Genomic DNA, 14,238 nt, shown 5'->3' with positions numbered 1-14,238 from the left:
TTTATTCAGCTGATGGCTTAATATTTTAAATAACTTTAACATATGGACTACTGCTATTTTGATAATAATGCCACAACGAAGATAGACAATCAGGTCTTTGAGGCCATGCTCCCCTATATAAAGGACTCCTACGGAAATGCTTCCAGCATACAGCATAAATTAGGGAGACAAGCCAACCATGCTGTAGAAAAGGCTCGTTTACAGATCGCAGAATTATTGAATGTAAACCCTAAGGAAATTTATTTCAGCTCGGGATCTACAGAATCCATTAACACCGTAATCAAGGGAATCAGCAAAGCCTATCAATCCAAAGGCAACCATATCATCACTTCCAGTGCGGAGCATAAAGCTGTATTGAGCAGTTGTCACGCTGTGGAGAAAGAAGGTATGCAGGTTAGCTACCTCAAGGTGAACAAATTTGGAGTTATCGATTTGGAAGAATTAAAGAACACGATCACAGACAAAACAGTTTTGATAAGCATTATGGCAGCCAATAATGAAACCGGAGTTCTTCAACCTATTGAAGAGATTGCCAAGATCTGTTTAGAAAACGATGTTCTTTTTTTCTGTGATGCCACCCAATGGATTGGAAAGCTGCCATTGGACCTCAGTAAGATACCTATCGATATTACCTGTTTGAGTGCCCACAAGATCCATGGACCGAAGGGAATTGGCGCATTATATATCCGCAGGAAGACGAAACCTACCCAGATCCCAGCCTTGATTGTAGGAGGAAAACAGGAATCAGGCTTTCGTGGCGGAACCTATGCTGTCCATCAAATTGTAGGCTTGGGAGAGGCAGCGAAACAGGTAAATTTCGACCATGATAAAGTGGGAGAGGTAAGAGATTACTTTGAAAAAAGGCTTCTAGAAGAGATTGAGGAGAGCGAAATCAAAACACTGGGAAGCAGCAGATTACCCAACAGCAGCAATATACATATCAAACATGTAAAGGCAACAGAATTAATGACCAAACTTCCAACCATAGCTATTTCCTCTGGGTCGGCATGTGTCTCTGGAGATCGAGATCCTTCTCATGTTTTAAAGGCCATGGGCTATACCGATGACGAAGCTTATTGCAGCCTTCGCTTCAGCTTTAGCAAATACAATAGCAAGGCAGAAATAGACTATGCGATTCCTCTCATAAAAGCCGCCTGTGAAAGCATTAGGAAGGATTCACCAATTTGGGAGATGTACAAGGAAGGATTAATTTGACAGAAGAAAGATGATTGAAATCATATTTCATATTTGTTTTATGTATTTTTGTAGAATTATTTAAAGGAGAAATCATGGTTACCGTTACTGATAAAGCAAAAGAACGTATAAGCGCAATTATTAAGGAAGAGAACTACGATAACACTTATTTCGTACGTGTTGCTGTGGAAAGCGGTGGTTGCTCAGGACTATCTTACAAATTGAACTTCGACAATGAAGAGAAAAAAGGAGATCAGTTCTTCGAGGACAATGGAGTAAAGATTTGTTTAGATATCAAATCTTATCTTTATTTAGCCGGAACAGAATTGGATTACTCTGATGGTCTGACAGGTAAAGGATTTGAATTCCATAATCCTAACGCTTCTAGAACTTGTGCATGCGGAGAAAGTTTCTCTGTATAGGAAAAGATAAAATCGATAATAGGCTAGCTGGTTCAGTTAGCCTTTTTTATTTCCCAGGCAATGATCAACCTACTGACCATTCCATATCTTGCCATCCCTTCGATCTGATTGTTATGTTTCAAATATTGGTTGTAAAACAAGCCTGATATATCCGATATCCAACCGGTATAGCGCAGCCAATAATCTTGGTCTTCCTTGATATCAGCTTTAACTAGTGGGGAAAGCTGCTCCTTATAGGTCTCGAACTTTACTTTATCGACCAGATATAAGGTCCTAAGCAGGTAAGTAACACTTTCATAATAGGCCGCATATTGATACCAAGGATCTGCATGGTCCTTCAACTTAACAAAAGCGATAAAATTACATTCGTCTTCAAATCCAATCCCCATCTGATGGGATAGTTCATGGGCAACCGTGAAAGGATAGCTCGTTTTTGGCATCTCAGCATTGACATGAGCCTCATTGCTGAATGGATTGAAATAACCCGACACCCCAAAATACGATGCCATAGGACCAATCAATGGGGTCTTAATCTCGACCTGCGACTTACTGAGCATAGGAAATGTTTGATCAGTTAACATCAATTCCTGAATCTGCTCAGCTGCCTTTTCCCTATCTTGATCTGTAATATTTATCTGTTCCCGAAGCCCATTTGCCTTGGCAATATGGGCCTCCAGTACCGATAGATGATCTTCAAGCTTTATGGTATCAACTTTTATATCCAATTGCTTACTGATGGGTATCCTATAATAGTTCAATGCCCAAGCAGCATAAAAGAAGATATAGAAAGTCAAGAGTAGGCCAATAAACCTTAAAAATCGTTTTCCTGACTGAGCATATTGCTTTTTGAAGAGCAAAACAATGGCTTTTATTAGTGTCCATGCAAGAAGGATAAAGATAAAAGCATAGATCAGGTCTCCGATACTAAAGGGTAACCAGCCAAAAAGAAATTTGGGGATATAAGCGTAAATGGGGTAGAAACCACGGCTATAAGCAGTTTCTACCCAACTCGAGTTTGATTGAAAGATCTGCAAGGCCAATATCAGCAAAATACAGATGCCTATCCATTTGTAATACTGCTTATTTGACTTAGGTCTTGCCATGACTAATCTTCGTTTTCGAAATACAGTTTATAATAATTCATTCCCTTATCCTCATCATAACCCTTCTCAAGGAGCTCACGCTTGCCATGCACGTAGATATGGAAGTTTTTATCCAGTTTAAGGACGGATTTATAGCTGCTTGCCATTTTCTTCACTGCTGGAGCAGCAATATCGAAGTTCGATTGGAAAGGAGTTTCAAACTCATCCTCAAAATTGCTCTTATAATCCTTGAATAGAGAAATAGCATCAGGGTTACCGATTACCTCTTCGTTGAACTCATCCTCCACGAAGGTTTCCTTTGTCTTGAAATAGTTCATGGAACGGTTCATCAGGTCAATTTTATCTGCTTTGTCCATATCAAAAACCTCATCTATCTTATCGTTAACAAAGTTCTTGTAGACTTTCATCAGGTTCCCGGTCTGTTGGTAGTTATCATTTCTGGTCTTCAGTTTTAAGAAATCATCCTTCCAGTACACCGCTTCAGAACCATTGGTCTGGTCCACACAGAGCACTTTATAGCCTTCCTCCTCTTCAACATTCACGATGACCACCCCTTTATCAAGTTTATTGATATTGATTGCTTTTTCTTCGTAATTCACCCCTAAGCCTGAAGCTTCGGTATAAACTTTCAGATAAGCCTCCTTATTTTCCGATTTAAAGATCCCTATAGCCTTATGCTCCTCTCCTTCCAATTGCACATTATCCAGAGCTACAACATACAGCTCTCCAGATTTGATCTTGGGATGTTCGGTTACTTCATACAGGAACTTAGCAATGGATTTTGAAAAATCCACGAATCCCAATTCTCCTTTGAAATACTGTCTTGAAAAGTAAAAAACCTCATTTAGATCCAAGGTATCGTTAGGATGGTAGAATCGATAGACCTCATTCGCCTTAGCAAATGGTTTCATAAAATATTGCATCAACAGATCTGCTAATATCTCATCAGATTTAACATCAACTTCTTCCTCAGATAAGGTAAAATACTCGTCTTGGCTTTTATTTCCTACATGATGGATTATCAGGTTCAGGAAACTAGCATCTTGGTGAAAAAACATAATTTTTTATAAATCGTAAATATCTATGGCAGTCCTATAGGTGTTGACATGAGCATTGACGATATCCTTGATGTGAACAGAATATCCGCCGCCCATACTCACTTCAACTGGGACTTTAAACTTCTTGCAATTTTGAAAGACGATCGCATCTCTCTGGCGGCAACCTTCCATGCTCAGGTTAAATTTTCCGAGCTTGTCAGTCGCCAATACATCGACACCTGACTGAAAATACACAAAATCAGGTTCAACTTTATTAAATAATTCGGGAATACTATCTGCTAATATGGAAAGGTATTCTTCATCTTCGACAGCATCGTGCAATGCGATGTCATAATGAGATTTCTCTTTTTTGAAAGGAAAATTCTTCTCACCGTGGATTGAAAAGGTAATGATATCGGGATGGTCTTCAAAGATATGGGCAGTTCCATTGCCTTGATGAACATCCAGGTCGATAATCAATATCTTCTTTGCCAGCCCTTCATGATACAGATAGGCGGCAGCTACTGCCTGGTCATTGAGCAGGCAGAATCCTTCGCCGAAGTCCCTTCCGGCATGATGGGTACCTCCGGCGGTATTGAATGACACAGCATTTTTCATGGCTTCCAGGGAAGCCTTAATGGTTCCATCAATCAGATACCTTTCTCGTGCAACAAGCGATTCCGTCATAGGAAAACCAATCCGACGGACCATCTTCGGATCTAAGGTCAGGTTCAATAAAGCGTCAGTATATTGCTTGTCATGGGCTAGGTAGATGATTTCCTTATCAACCAATTCAGGTTCAAAGAAGGAATCTCTACCCACCAAACCTTCATAAATCAATTGCTCGGGAATCAGCTCATATTTCATCATCGGAAAGCGATGTCCTTCCGGCAAAGGTTGTATATAAGCAGTATGATGGGCGATTTTTAGCAATTTCAAGATTTTGAAACGAAGATATGCAATCCTTAAGCAAAATTAAATCCCTGCTTAAAATTCTTCCCATCTATTGTTATTATCAACACATTACCTTAACTTTAATACAACACTTAGTTAGCTGAATCTCATTTGGTTACTAGAATGTTTGACCATTATAAACAATTTATCATCAGGAGGTAATATGTTCAACAAGAAAAACAACTCCTCAAAAAATGAGTCCCAGTCGTCTGGGAAGCATCCTTTTATCAAAAATCTGAAGGCTAAACTGATAGCTGAAAGAAAGAAGGATATCATGAAGTTGATTATGGAGGACCTTAGGCACAATAATTTTGTTTTTAGTAATAATTAACCTATTATAAAAACGAAATAACGCGATTTCTGTTATACAGGTAGATACCTAGACAATGTAGCATTATGGTAATAGACATTAATTCTCTATTAGGAGCAGAAATCATAAAAACAGAAGAAGACTCCAAGTCGCAGACACTATTCGTAACCCTACTGCTGGATGATGATGCCGGCCATCATGGACATGAGCGGAAAATGAAATTTGATCAGGTCACCCATTACTCACGCTCTGAAATTGCCCACGAAGGCTATCCAGTAATCCTCGAGATTTCAGAAACAGTCCCTGAAATCGAAAAGAATTTCGACAATGACCACAATCGCAAACGTTTTAAAATAGATACCACTTCGGGAATTATCATCCTTGAATTTGAACGGGTAGAAATAATGGAGTAGTTTTTGCCAAAAATATCATTAGTTTAGAATCAAAATCTATATGTTGCTGATCGATATCCATACCCATAAACATGCAGAACCTGATCCGGGAGTCCTCACGCTGCCCAATGTCATTGTTTCCAAAGAGTCTATCTACAGAAAACCCTGCAGCGCAGGGATCCATCCATGGTATATAGATGAGAATTTTGATCTGCAGTTTGAAACCTTGCTGCGCTATCAGGCTCAAGAAGGAGTGATCGCCGTTGGTGAATGTGGTTTAGATAAATTGGCCTCTACTCCTTGGGAGAAGCAGGTCATGGCTTTCGAAAAACAGATCGAATTAGCCAATGAAATCAACAAGCCCCTTATTATCCATTGTGTCCGAGCCTATTCGGAAGTATTCAGTGCCTTGACCGCAAAACACAATCAAGTTCCCGTCATGATGCATGGCTATGCAAAAAACTGGGCATTGGCAGAAACCCTCCTGAAAAATGGCTATTACCTATCCTTGGGCCCACACATCTTACAGGGCGGAATGCTGGAGGTAATCCGCAATATCCCTCTCGATCGTGTTTTCTTAGAATGTGACGATAAGAATGCAAAAATCTCTGAAATTTATGCTTATTTTTGCCGCGCCAGAAAACTGCCTTTGCAGGAACTGGAGCAGCAGATCTTGCTGAATTTCAAGAAGGTTTTTAATTATAGTATATAAAGAATGATGGATATATCATGGCTTTCTCGTACCGAAGCACTTGTCGGTAGAGAAGCTCTGGAGAAATTGGCTAACTCCCATGTCATGGTACTTGGTCTTGGCGGTGTAGGTTCCTTTGCCGCTGAATTTATTGCACGGTCTGGTGTTGGAAAGATGACCATTATCGATGGAGATACGGTCGATCCCAGCAATAGAAACAGGCAGTTACCAGCCTTGGCAACCAATCATGGCCAAGCAAAGGCTGAGATCATGAAAGAAAGGCTATTGGCTATCAATCCTGAATTGGAACTTAATGTGGTGCAAGAGTTTATTCTGCCACAGAGCATCCCCGGTCTATTGGACTTAAAACCCGATTACTGCGTAGAAGCTATTGACAGTATCACGCCTAAATTGTTTTTCATTCGCTTGGCATTGGATGCCCAGGTACCTTTTGTAAGTTCCATGGGTGCTGGTGGCAAGGTCGACCCTACTAAAATCCGAGTAGCCGATATTGGCAGTACCTTCAACTGTAAGCTTGCACAGCATATCCGCAAAAAACTCAAAAAACACGGCATAAAAAAAGGAGTCAAAGTTGTTTTCTCAACCGAACTCCCAGATAAAGAATCTTTACTGTACACCGATGGCAGCAATTTCAAAAAATCTGCCTACGGAACCATGTCCTACCTACCAGCAGCATTTGGTGGCACTTTAGCCTCCGTAGCAATCAGGGATTTAATGGCATGAAACTAGTATTTAGTATCAAGTATATTGAAAATAGTATTTAGTATCAAGTATTTAGTATTTAGACGGTTGAAAGGGTCTAAATACTAAATACTAACTACTAAATACTACTTATCCCACAACCACCTTCACCATATCATCTACTCCCAAATAATTCTGGGCTATATCTTGAACTTGGTCGGCGTTGATATTTCTTACGATATTGCTGTAATAGGTGTAATAATCAAGGTCTAATCCTGAAAAATAGACAGACTTGAATTTATCGACATGCGAAAATATAGATTCCAAGCTTCCTAGCATTGCCCCTAGCATATAGTTCCGCACCAATTCCAATTCTTCTTCGCTCACCTTTTCATCCTGCAATCTCCTGGACTCCAACTCGATCTGTTTCAAGGTATCTTCTGTGTATGCAGAACCAACATCTGTGACGATGGAAATAAAACCAGCATGGCTTAGGTTGGCCACCAACGAACCAATACTGTAGGTATAGCCTTTATCCTCACGGATATTGCTCATCAATCTGGAACCAAAGAAACCACCAAACAACGTGTTTACAAACTGTAAAGCTGGATAATCCGCATGCGAACGCTTGATTCCAATCTTTCCTAGGCGGATGGACGATTGTAATGCTCCAGGTTTATCGACCTTAAGCAACTCCATATTATGTTCTGCTTTTTGGATAAATGGCGAATGGTTGATCTGAACATCTCCTTGCCATTGATCTTCAAAATAATTCCGAAAACTGAACAAGACCTCCGGAGTAATATTTCCCGAAAGGAACAATGTCGCGTTTTTAGGTTGAATCTGCTGTCTGTACAATCTTGCAATATCCTCCCTATCCAATCCCTTTAACAATTCATCCGTTACCGATTGTCCATAACGTGTGGAACCGAACAAGCTATCATAAAAGCAACGACGAGCGATAAAATCAGTTTTCTCCAATGAAATCTGCAGACTTTGACTGTTGTTCCTCACATAGGTTTGCAATTCCTGTTCAGGGATGATGGAGTTATTCAGGATATCATTGACTATGGGCAGGACCGCATCAATATGCTTACCCAATGAATAAAGCGTCAGGGCATTATAGTCAAAACTGAATTCAGGAACCAGATAAGCCCCGTAAAAATCAATCTTCTCTGCAATTTGGGCACTGTTCAATGAACTCGTCCCTTCCTTCAACATAGAGCTCAGAGCGGTGTTCCTAACCGGATTTTCAAAACCTTCAAAGAGATTATTGAAAACAAACTCGGCCTTTACCAGCTCCTGTTCCGGCGCATGGAACACAAAAACCTTCAGCCCGTTGGAAAAATTGATTTCCTCTGGTCGCTCAAGGTTGATATCGCCAATTCCATTAATCGATGGTGCATGTATTCTATTCAGCATGTTCAGCCTCCTTACTTCTTGCATTGTACATTAATGTGGATGAGTTATCTCGTTGAAAGGTCTCCTGAGATACTCGCATGATATCTTCGGCAGTTATGTTCAAATATTTTTCTACTTCTTGATTATATAGTTCAGCATCCCCAAGCAATTCATAATATGCCAGGTTCATCGCCTTATCTAAGATCGATAGTTCAGCAAAGACCATGGTTGATTCAATCTTGTTCTTTACTTTGGTCAGTTCCTCCACAGAAACCAATTCCGATTTCAGTTTATCAAGCTCCTCCCAGATTGCTTTCTCTGCATCCTGAAGGGAGACTTCTTCAACCGGCTTGCCCTCCACAACGATAAGGTTGTTATCCAAGCTACCCAGCACATATGCATTGATCTCGCTGAATAATTTGCGGTCCTTTACCAATCTCCTGTAGAGTCTAGAGGAGCTTCCTCTGGCCAGCACATCCGTGATCAGATCAACCACCTGATAGTTGGGATCTAGCCGATCTACCGAATGGAAAGTAATGTAAATACTGCTCACCGGCACATCCGCGGTCACTTCTTCCACACGGGCCGCTGTTTGCTTAGGCTCTTGCGGAAGGTTTCTATCATTGGCTTCCCCAACCGGAATATCAGCGAACCATTTTTTAGCCAATGCCTTGATGTCCTCTAACTTTACGTTACCGGTAATGGCTACAATGGCATTATTAGGGGTGTAAAACTTCTTAAAGAAAGCCTTTACATCCTCCATTTTGGCATCCTCGATATGCTTGACTTCCTTCCCTATGGTAGCCCATTTATAAGGGTGCACCTTATAGGCCAAATCCCTCAGCTTCAGCCAAACATCACCATAAGGTTGATTCAGATAACGCTGCTTGAATTCTTCGATCACTACATTGCGCTGAACCTCCAAGCCTTGCTCATTAAATGCCAAGCCCATCATACGATCCGATTCCAACCAAAAGGCAGTTTCAATATTGTTTGCGGGTAAGGTGATATAGTAATTGGTGATATCGTTTGAGGTAAACGCATTATTTTCACCGCCAACTCTCTGTAAAGGTTGATCGTAGTTCGGAATATTTACTGAACCACTGAACATAAGGTGCTCAAACAGATGGGCGAAGCCAGTTTTGTCTTCCTGCTCATCCCGTGCCCCTACATTATACAAAATGTTCATGCAAGCCATAGGACTATGAGGGTCCTCATGGACAAGCACTTTCAATCCATTCTCAAGAATGAATCTTTCAAATTTTATCATTGAATCTGAATTTCAATAAACACTAAACCCAGTTAATCCCCTTTTTCAATAGGGACAAAGTTTTTTCTTCTTTAGAATCTTGTTCGGTTTGGAAATTATAGAACCAATTCGCTTGTTCTGGCAAGCTCATCAATATGGATTCAATCCTTCCATTGGTCTCTAAGCCAAATTTAGTACCAGCATCGTATACCAAGTTAAATTCCACATATCGGCCTCTCCTCAGTAACTGCCAGTTCTTTTCAGCTTCTGTAAATTGTTTATTTCGGCTTCTGTTTACTAATTCACTATATACTTTCGGGAAAAGATGGCCAAGATCACATGAAAAGTCAAAGATCTCTTGATCAGAGATACCTGCCTTTTCAGGAGTCAATTTATCGTAAAATATACCACCGATCCCTCTGGTTTCATCCCTATGCTTGATAAAGAAATACTGGTCAGCCCAATCCTTGAACTTAGGATAGAATTCCGATGAATACTGATCACAGACTTTCTTCAGTTCCTGATGGAAATAAGTAGCATCGGTTTCATCCACATAATGCGGAGTCAGGTCAATACCACCACCAAACCAACGTATATTTTCATTCAATTCGAAATACCGGATGTTCATATGGATAATCGGCACCCATGGATTATTGGGGTGGATCACAATGGAAACACCTGTAGCAAAGAATTCATCTTCATCTACGCCAAATGCTTTCTTGATCTGCTCAGGAAGCTTTCCATGTACAGCAGAGAAATTTACCCCACCTTTTTCCAATATATTTCCATGTTGGATGATACGGGTCCTTCCTCCACCTCCACCTTCACGTTCCCACAGTTCTTCCTCAAAACGAGACTTTCCATCCAATGCCTCTAGCGCTTGGGTGATCTCGTCTTGAATCTCTTTATATTTTTCAGCGATTTGATCTTTATTAATCATTACGTCAGTTTATCCGATAATGCTTTCACAGCTAATGTAGCTGATTGATTTTTGTATAAAATATTGTAAACGGTGTTGCAGATTGGCATATCCAATTGATGGTTCAAGATAATATCTTGGATACAATCAGAAGCAAAATATCCCTCTGCCACCATATTCATTTCCATCTGTGCAGATTTCACACTGTAGCCCTTGCCGATCATGGTACCGAAGGTCCTATTGCGGCTGAATTGCGAATAGGCTGTCACCAATAGATCCCCTAAATAGGCCGATTGATTGATTTCCCTTTTCTGCGGATCGATAGCATTGACGAAATACTCCATTTCACGGATAGCATTGGATATCAATACCGCCTGAAAATTATCGCCATAACCTAGACCATGGCAGATACCACAAGCCAATGCATAGATATTTTTAAGGACAGCGCCATATTCTACGCCCAACATATCATTGGACACCACTGTTTTTATATAATGGTTTTGAAAAAATTGAGCAACAACAGCAGCATTTGCAGTGTTCTTCGAAGCAAAGGTCAGGTACGAAAGTTTTTCAAGCGATACCTCCTCCGCATGGCAAGGACCACCTACAACAACCGTATCCTCCAATGGCACCTCGAATTTCTTGTTCAAAAACTCGCCGACGATCATTTTTATGGATGGCACAATTCCTTTGATGGCGGATACCAGAAGTTTATCCTTGAAATCATCAGGTTGAAGATCCTGCAAGGCGTCTTCAAGATAAGCTGCAGGGGTATTCAGAATAATGATATCCGAATTTTGGAATACTTCCTTTGGATCAGAGAACAAACTGATATGGTCCAATTTAACTTCAACAGCACTTAAGTAAGATGGATTATGATGGTATTGCTCTATATAATCAATATCTTCCTGCTTGCGAACCCACCAATTGATATGTTTAGTCTGTTGGTTATCTGTCAACATTTTGATCATTGCAGTAGCCCAACTTCCACTACCTATAACTCCAATTTTTGCCAAAAGATCCCTCCTTTATTTGTATGAAAAACAAAGATACCAATAAAAGCCCGTTGCTAATGTAAAATAAAGCTTGATTTTACCGCATATAACTTAAAGGCTGGCCCATCAATCCTAAAATAAAACGATGCAGAAATCAAAAAAAGCCACCAATGGCAGCTTTCCTATTAAGAATTTCTTTAACTAATCTACAATTAACGCACGGAAACAAAGATTTCAAGGGATGGTTCCTCGGCTTGGCAAGTTTCAGCAGAGTAGACTTCAAAATCCGCTCTATATGCTCTGTCCAGATCAGAAGCCCAGATTTTTTCCCAAGCTCCATAAATGGCAGGACCTGAAATATCACCTTCCACAATGGTCTTTTCATAATTCGAGGCCGGAATCTCTTTCCCGACCATATCTACAGGAATCTCATCCAAAGAACTCACCCTGCACCCCAATAAGGTTAGATAAGGATGTTGATAGTCACTTTCATAATCTGTGTAGATACAATAAACAGTGTCATCGATTCGATTAGGAATTTTAGAATCCAATCGTTCCCCTGCAAATTTTGCCCAAAGTGCAGGAATATCCTGTGCCGCCGACCCATCGGTATTACAGGTTGTGACAGCAATGCCTATCACATAAAACCTTTCAATATGTTCTCTACTCATCATTTTTCGTATTTATTTAGGACAAAGAAAAACAAAGCTATGACAACAGCCTGTCAGCATCATCCCCAAACTCAAATCTTGATTAATAACCAGTCCAATATTTTCTGATAAACATCCTTCTTTACATCCTCATTCAATAGTTCATGCCTCATTTTTGGATAAAGTTGATACTTGACATCCTTGCTCCCATGTTCTACCAACTCCTCAGCAGATTTTTTCACCCCTTTCCCAAAATCACCAATCGGATCGTCCTCACCACTCAAAAACAGAACCGATAGCTCTTTTGGAATCTTTTTGACCCATCCGTTCCCACTGCCCCACAATGTCACCTGCGCCGCTCCATAAAAAGCATTGTCCGTAAAGTCTATCCCACAGTATTCATCAGTAAGGTAATTATCACGATTCTCCAAGTTTAGGCTCAACCAATTTAGATCCTCATGGTTGGGCTCATCCTTAAACTTCCTGTTATTGATCTGGGCAAACTTTTCGTTCATAAAACTGGACCTGGAATTTGGAGCTACTCGATTAAGAACTCCCAAAAACTTCGTGCCCAGGGAGCTTCCCTTCATTGCATGTCCCGAACCGATCAAGATGGCTCCCCTAAATTCTTCCCCTATCTCCTGAATGACATTCCTTGAGATAAAGGAACCTAATGAATGACCTATGATGAAATGAGGCTGATCTTTGTACTGCGAATTCAAAAACTGTGACATGCCTATAGCTACCTGAATCAAAAACTCTCCAGGTTTGTTTTCATGGAAGAAACCTAATTCTTCTTTTCCCTTGGCAGTTTGTCCATGACCAGGATGGTCATAGGTCAGGACTGCAAATCCGTTTTTCGAAAGAAAGGTAGCAAATTCATCGTATCGACCGCTGTGCTCCTGCATACCGTGCAGGACAATGATGCTGCCGTATATTTTGTCGGAGCTAGGAAGATATGAGTTGTAAAAGACGTCGAGGGTTGTGCCTTCAAAGGAAATGGAATGAGTTCCAGATTTTTTAATAGCCATGTATAAAGTTAAAGATTTGGAGAGAGGAAAGGAAATGGGTAGGTTATAATTTAAACAGATTGACAGATAATTTTATAGATACTGTATTGTTAATCAGCTAATTTCATCCTTAACAGAGGGTAGTTTCTTCCTTGGTCGTCCTTATCAGTTCTTTCAAAAATTTCAAACCCAAACCTATGATAAAATTTCACTGCTTTTGAGTTCTGCTCATTTACATCTACTTTGTCTGCATTTAGTTTTTTGACTGCGAAATTTAATAATTTCTGTCCCAGCCCTTGTCCGAAATATTTAGGGTCTAAAAAGAGCATTTCAATTTTCATATCTGCAACACCAATAAAACCTAATATAACTTTTCCATTTACTAAACAAAAAACCTGAAAATCATTGAAATTAATTGTACTGACTAATTCCTTAATTTCTTTAAAATCATTTGGGGTCAAGAAATCGTGTGTCGCAAGAACTGATTTTTCCCAAACAGTCAAAACTTGTTGCTTATATGCATCGGAATATTTAATAATTTCAAAGCTCTCAGAAGGCATCATGCTAATATATTTATTGATTGCTGTTGCAAAATTAAATAAAATATCAACTGTATCTAACGATGTGATCGCTTTAGGGAAAGGATTAAAAAACGTTGTGACAACTGAAAGCCAAATGCATTCTCTAATTGCAAAATTGAACGCCTAAACAGCCTTTACATGATATTTTAAAAATGAAGCTGAAAATTAGATGGACTCTAGGCAAACCCCACCCGGCACAAGGTTCGATCCCTCACCTACGCAAAAAAGCCTTCATCTATTCGATGAAGGCTTTATGTATTTCGTTTTCCAGGAACATTTTCGACCAGCACCCGTGAGGGATTGGTTCAGCCCCACATGCCCCCAGCGCAAACCCTGAACCCCCTGCGGGTCGAACCCCGGCCGGCACAAGGTTCGATCCCTCACCTACGCAAAAAAGCCTTCATCTATTCGATGAAGGCTTTTTGTATATCGTTTTTCAGGAACATTTTCGACCAGCACCCGTGAGGGATTGGTTCAGCCCCACATGCCCCCAGCGCAAACCCTGAACCCCCTGCGGGTCGAACCCCGGCCAACACAAGGTTCGATCCCTCACCTACGCAAAAAAGCCTTCATCTATTCGATGAAGGCTTTTTGTATATCGTTTTTCAGGAACATTTTCGACCAGCAC

General features: G+C 40.4%; 15 protein-coding genes. 5 read left to right on the top strand and 10 right to left on the bottom strand.

Annotation, left to right across the window (positions count from 1 at the left end):
- Positions 1-42 precede the first annotated feature (42 nt).
- Entirely contained in the window at positions 43-1,215 is a 1,173-nt protein-coding gene (locus tag ACWIB3_RS15260; protein WP_454292028.1) for a cysteine desulfurase family protein, read from the top strand.
- A gap of 74 nt (positions 1,216-1,289) precedes the next feature.
- A complete protein-coding gene (locus tag ACWIB3_RS15255) occupies positions 1,290-1,616 on the top strand; it encodes a HesB/IscA family protein (protein WP_185212618.1) in 327 nt (108 codons plus the stop codon).
- 32 nt (positions 1,617-1,648) lie between these two features.
- Here the strand turns inward: ACWIB3_RS15255 and ACWIB3_RS15250 are convergent, their stop codons facing one another.
- Genes ACWIB3_RS15250 through ACWIB3_RS15240 form a run of 3 tightly spaced genes read right to left on the bottom strand, consistent with a single transcriptional unit; the run spans position 1,649 to position 4,695 of the window.
- A complete protein-coding gene (locus ACWIB3_RS15250) occupies positions 1,649-2,719 on the bottom strand; it encodes a DUF3810 domain-containing protein (protein WP_454292027.1) in 1,071 nt (356 codons plus the stop codon).
- 2 nt (positions 2,720-2,721) lie between these two features.
- A complete protein-coding gene (locus tag ACWIB3_RS15245) occupies positions 2,722-3,777 on the bottom strand; it encodes a nucleoid-associated protein (RefSeq protein WP_185216872.1) in 1,056 nt (351 codons plus the stop codon).
- A gap of 6 nt (positions 3,778-3,783) precedes the next feature.
- Entirely contained in the window at positions 3,784-4,695 is a 912-nt protein-coding gene (locus tag ACWIB3_RS15240) for a histone deacetylase family protein (protein WP_313262238.1), read from the bottom strand.
- A 411-nt stretch (positions 4,696-5,106) separates the two neighbouring features.
- Here ACWIB3_RS15240 and ACWIB3_RS15235 point away from each other — a divergent pair, with 411 nt between their 5' ends.
- Genes ACWIB3_RS15235 through ACWIB3_RS15225 form a run of 3 tightly spaced genes read left to right on the top strand, consistent with a single transcriptional unit; the run spans position 5,107 to position 6,847 of the window.
- Positions 5,107-5,433 carry a hypothetical protein gene (locus ACWIB3_RS15235; protein WP_185212621.1) on the top strand — a complete coding sequence of 109 codons (327 nt, stop codon included), beginning with the start codon at positions 5,107-5,109 and terminating at the stop codon, positions 5,431-5,433.
- Positions 5,434-5,473: 40 nt separating this feature from the next.
- Positions 5,474-6,124, top strand: a complete 651-nt coding sequence (locus ACWIB3_RS15230; RefSeq protein ID WP_313262236.1) for a TatD family hydrolase — start codon at positions 5,474-5,476, stop codon at positions 6,122-6,124.
- A 3-nt stretch (positions 6,125-6,127) separates the two neighbouring features.
- Complete coding sequence (locus tag ACWIB3_RS15225) at positions 6,128-6,847, top strand: tRNA threonylcarbamoyladenosine dehydratase (RefSeq protein WP_185212623.1); 720 nt, start codon at positions 6,128-6,130, stop codon at positions 6,845-6,847.
- Between the two features lie 108 nt (positions 6,848-6,955).
- Here the strand turns inward: ACWIB3_RS15225 and ACWIB3_RS15220 are convergent, their stop codons facing one another.
- The 7 genes from ACWIB3_RS15220 to ACWIB3_RS15190 form a co-directional block, all read right to left on the bottom strand.
- Positions 6,956-8,227, bottom strand: a complete 1,272-nt coding sequence (locus ACWIB3_RS15220) for a M16 family metallopeptidase (protein WP_454292026.1) — start codon at positions 8,225-8,227, stop codon at positions 6,956-6,958.
- Entirely contained in the window at positions 8,217-9,476 is a 1,260-nt protein-coding gene (locus ACWIB3_RS15215) for a M16 family metallopeptidase (protein ID WP_454292025.1), read from the bottom strand. The genes ACWIB3_RS15220 and ACWIB3_RS15215 overlap by 11 nt, the downstream gene beginning before the upstream one ends.
- A 22-nt stretch (positions 9,477-9,498) precedes the next feature.
- The gene (hemF, locus tag ACWIB3_RS15210; protein ID WP_454292024.1) at positions 9,499-10,395 is read right to left on the bottom strand and encodes an oxygen-dependent coproporphyrinogen oxidase; all 897 of its coding nucleotides are present in this window, start codon (positions 10,393-10,395) and stop codon (positions 9,499-9,501) included.
- Complete coding sequence (locus ACWIB3_RS15205; protein WP_262890807.1) at positions 10,395-11,390, bottom strand: NAD(P)H-dependent glycerol-3-phosphate dehydrogenase; 996 nt, start codon at positions 11,388-11,390, stop codon at positions 10,395-10,397. Before ACWIB3_RS15205 ends, hemF begins: the two co-directional genes overlap by 1 nt.
- A 191-nt stretch (positions 11,391-11,581) precedes the next feature.
- Positions 11,582-12,043 carry a GyrI-like domain-containing protein gene (locus ACWIB3_RS15200; RefSeq protein ID WP_313262230.1) on the bottom strand — a complete coding sequence of 154 codons (462 nt, stop codon included), beginning with the start codon at positions 12,041-12,043 and terminating at the stop codon, positions 11,582-11,584.
- Between the two features lie 68 nt (positions 12,044-12,111).
- Complete coding sequence (locus ACWIB3_RS15195) at positions 12,112-13,050, bottom strand: alpha/beta fold hydrolase (protein ID WP_454292023.1); 939 nt, start codon at positions 13,048-13,050, stop codon at positions 12,112-12,114.
- Between the two features lie 89 nt (positions 13,051-13,139).
- Entirely contained in the window at positions 13,140-13,592 is a 453-nt protein-coding gene (locus tag ACWIB3_RS15190) for a GNAT family N-acetyltransferase (protein ID WP_214648425.1), read from the bottom strand.
- Between the last annotated feature and the right edge of the window lie 646 nt (positions 13,593-14,238).

This window comes from Sphingobacterium sp. NPDC055431 (assembly GCF_053644255.1).
This window is presented reverse-complemented; position numbering and strand designations above follow the sequence as displayed.

Bases quoted from the DNA above. Each gene is read 5' to 3' on its own strand.
- ACWIB3_RS15195 (WP_454292023.1), bottom strand. From the start codon at position 13,050: ATGGCTATTAAAAAATCTGGAACTCATTCCATTTCCTTTGAAGGCACA.
- ACWIB3_RS15230 (WP_313262236.1), top strand. From the start codon at position 5,474: ATGTTGCTGATCGATATCCATACCCATAAACATGCAGAACCTGATCCG.
- ACWIB3_RS15235 (WP_185212621.1), top strand. From the start codon at position 5,107: ATGGTAATAGACATTAATTCTCTATTAGGAGCAGAAATCATAAAAACA.
- ACWIB3_RS15200 (WP_313262230.1), bottom strand. From the start codon at position 12,043: ATGATGAGTAGAGAACATATTGAAAGGTTTTATGTGATAGGCATTGCT.
- ACWIB3_RS15215 (WP_454292025.1), bottom strand. From the start codon at position 9,476: ATGATAAAATTTGAAAGATTCATTCTTGAGAATGGATTGAAAGTGCTT.
- ACWIB3_RS15255 (WP_185212618.1), top strand. From the start codon at position 1,290: ATGGTTACCGTTACTGATAAAGCAAAAGAACGTATAAGCGCAATTATT.
- hemF (WP_454292024.1), bottom strand. From the start codon at position 10,395: ATGATTAATAAAGATCAAATCGCTGAAAAATATAAAGAGATTCAAGAC.
- ACWIB3_RS15250 (WP_454292027.1), bottom strand. From the start codon at position 2,719: ATGGCAAGACCTAAGTCAAATAAGCAGTATTACAAATGGATAGGCATC.
- ACWIB3_RS15225 (WP_185212623.1), top strand. From the start codon at position 6,128: ATGATGGATATATCATGGCTTTCTCGTACCGAAGCACTTGTCGGTAGA.
- ACWIB3_RS15245 (WP_185216872.1), bottom strand. From the start codon at position 3,777: ATGTTTTTTCACCAAGATGCTAGTTTCCTGAACCTGATAATCCATCAT.
- ACWIB3_RS15260 (WP_454292028.1), top strand. From the start codon at position 43: ATGGACTACTGCTATTTTGATAATAATGCCACAACGAAGATAGACAAT.
- ACWIB3_RS15190 (WP_214648425.1), bottom strand. From the start codon at position 13,592: ATGATGCCTTCTGAGAGCTTTGAAATTATTAAATATTCCGATGCATAT.
- ACWIB3_RS15220 (WP_454292026.1), bottom strand. From the start codon at position 8,227: ATGCTGAATAGAATACATGCACCATCGATTAATGGAATTGGCGATATC.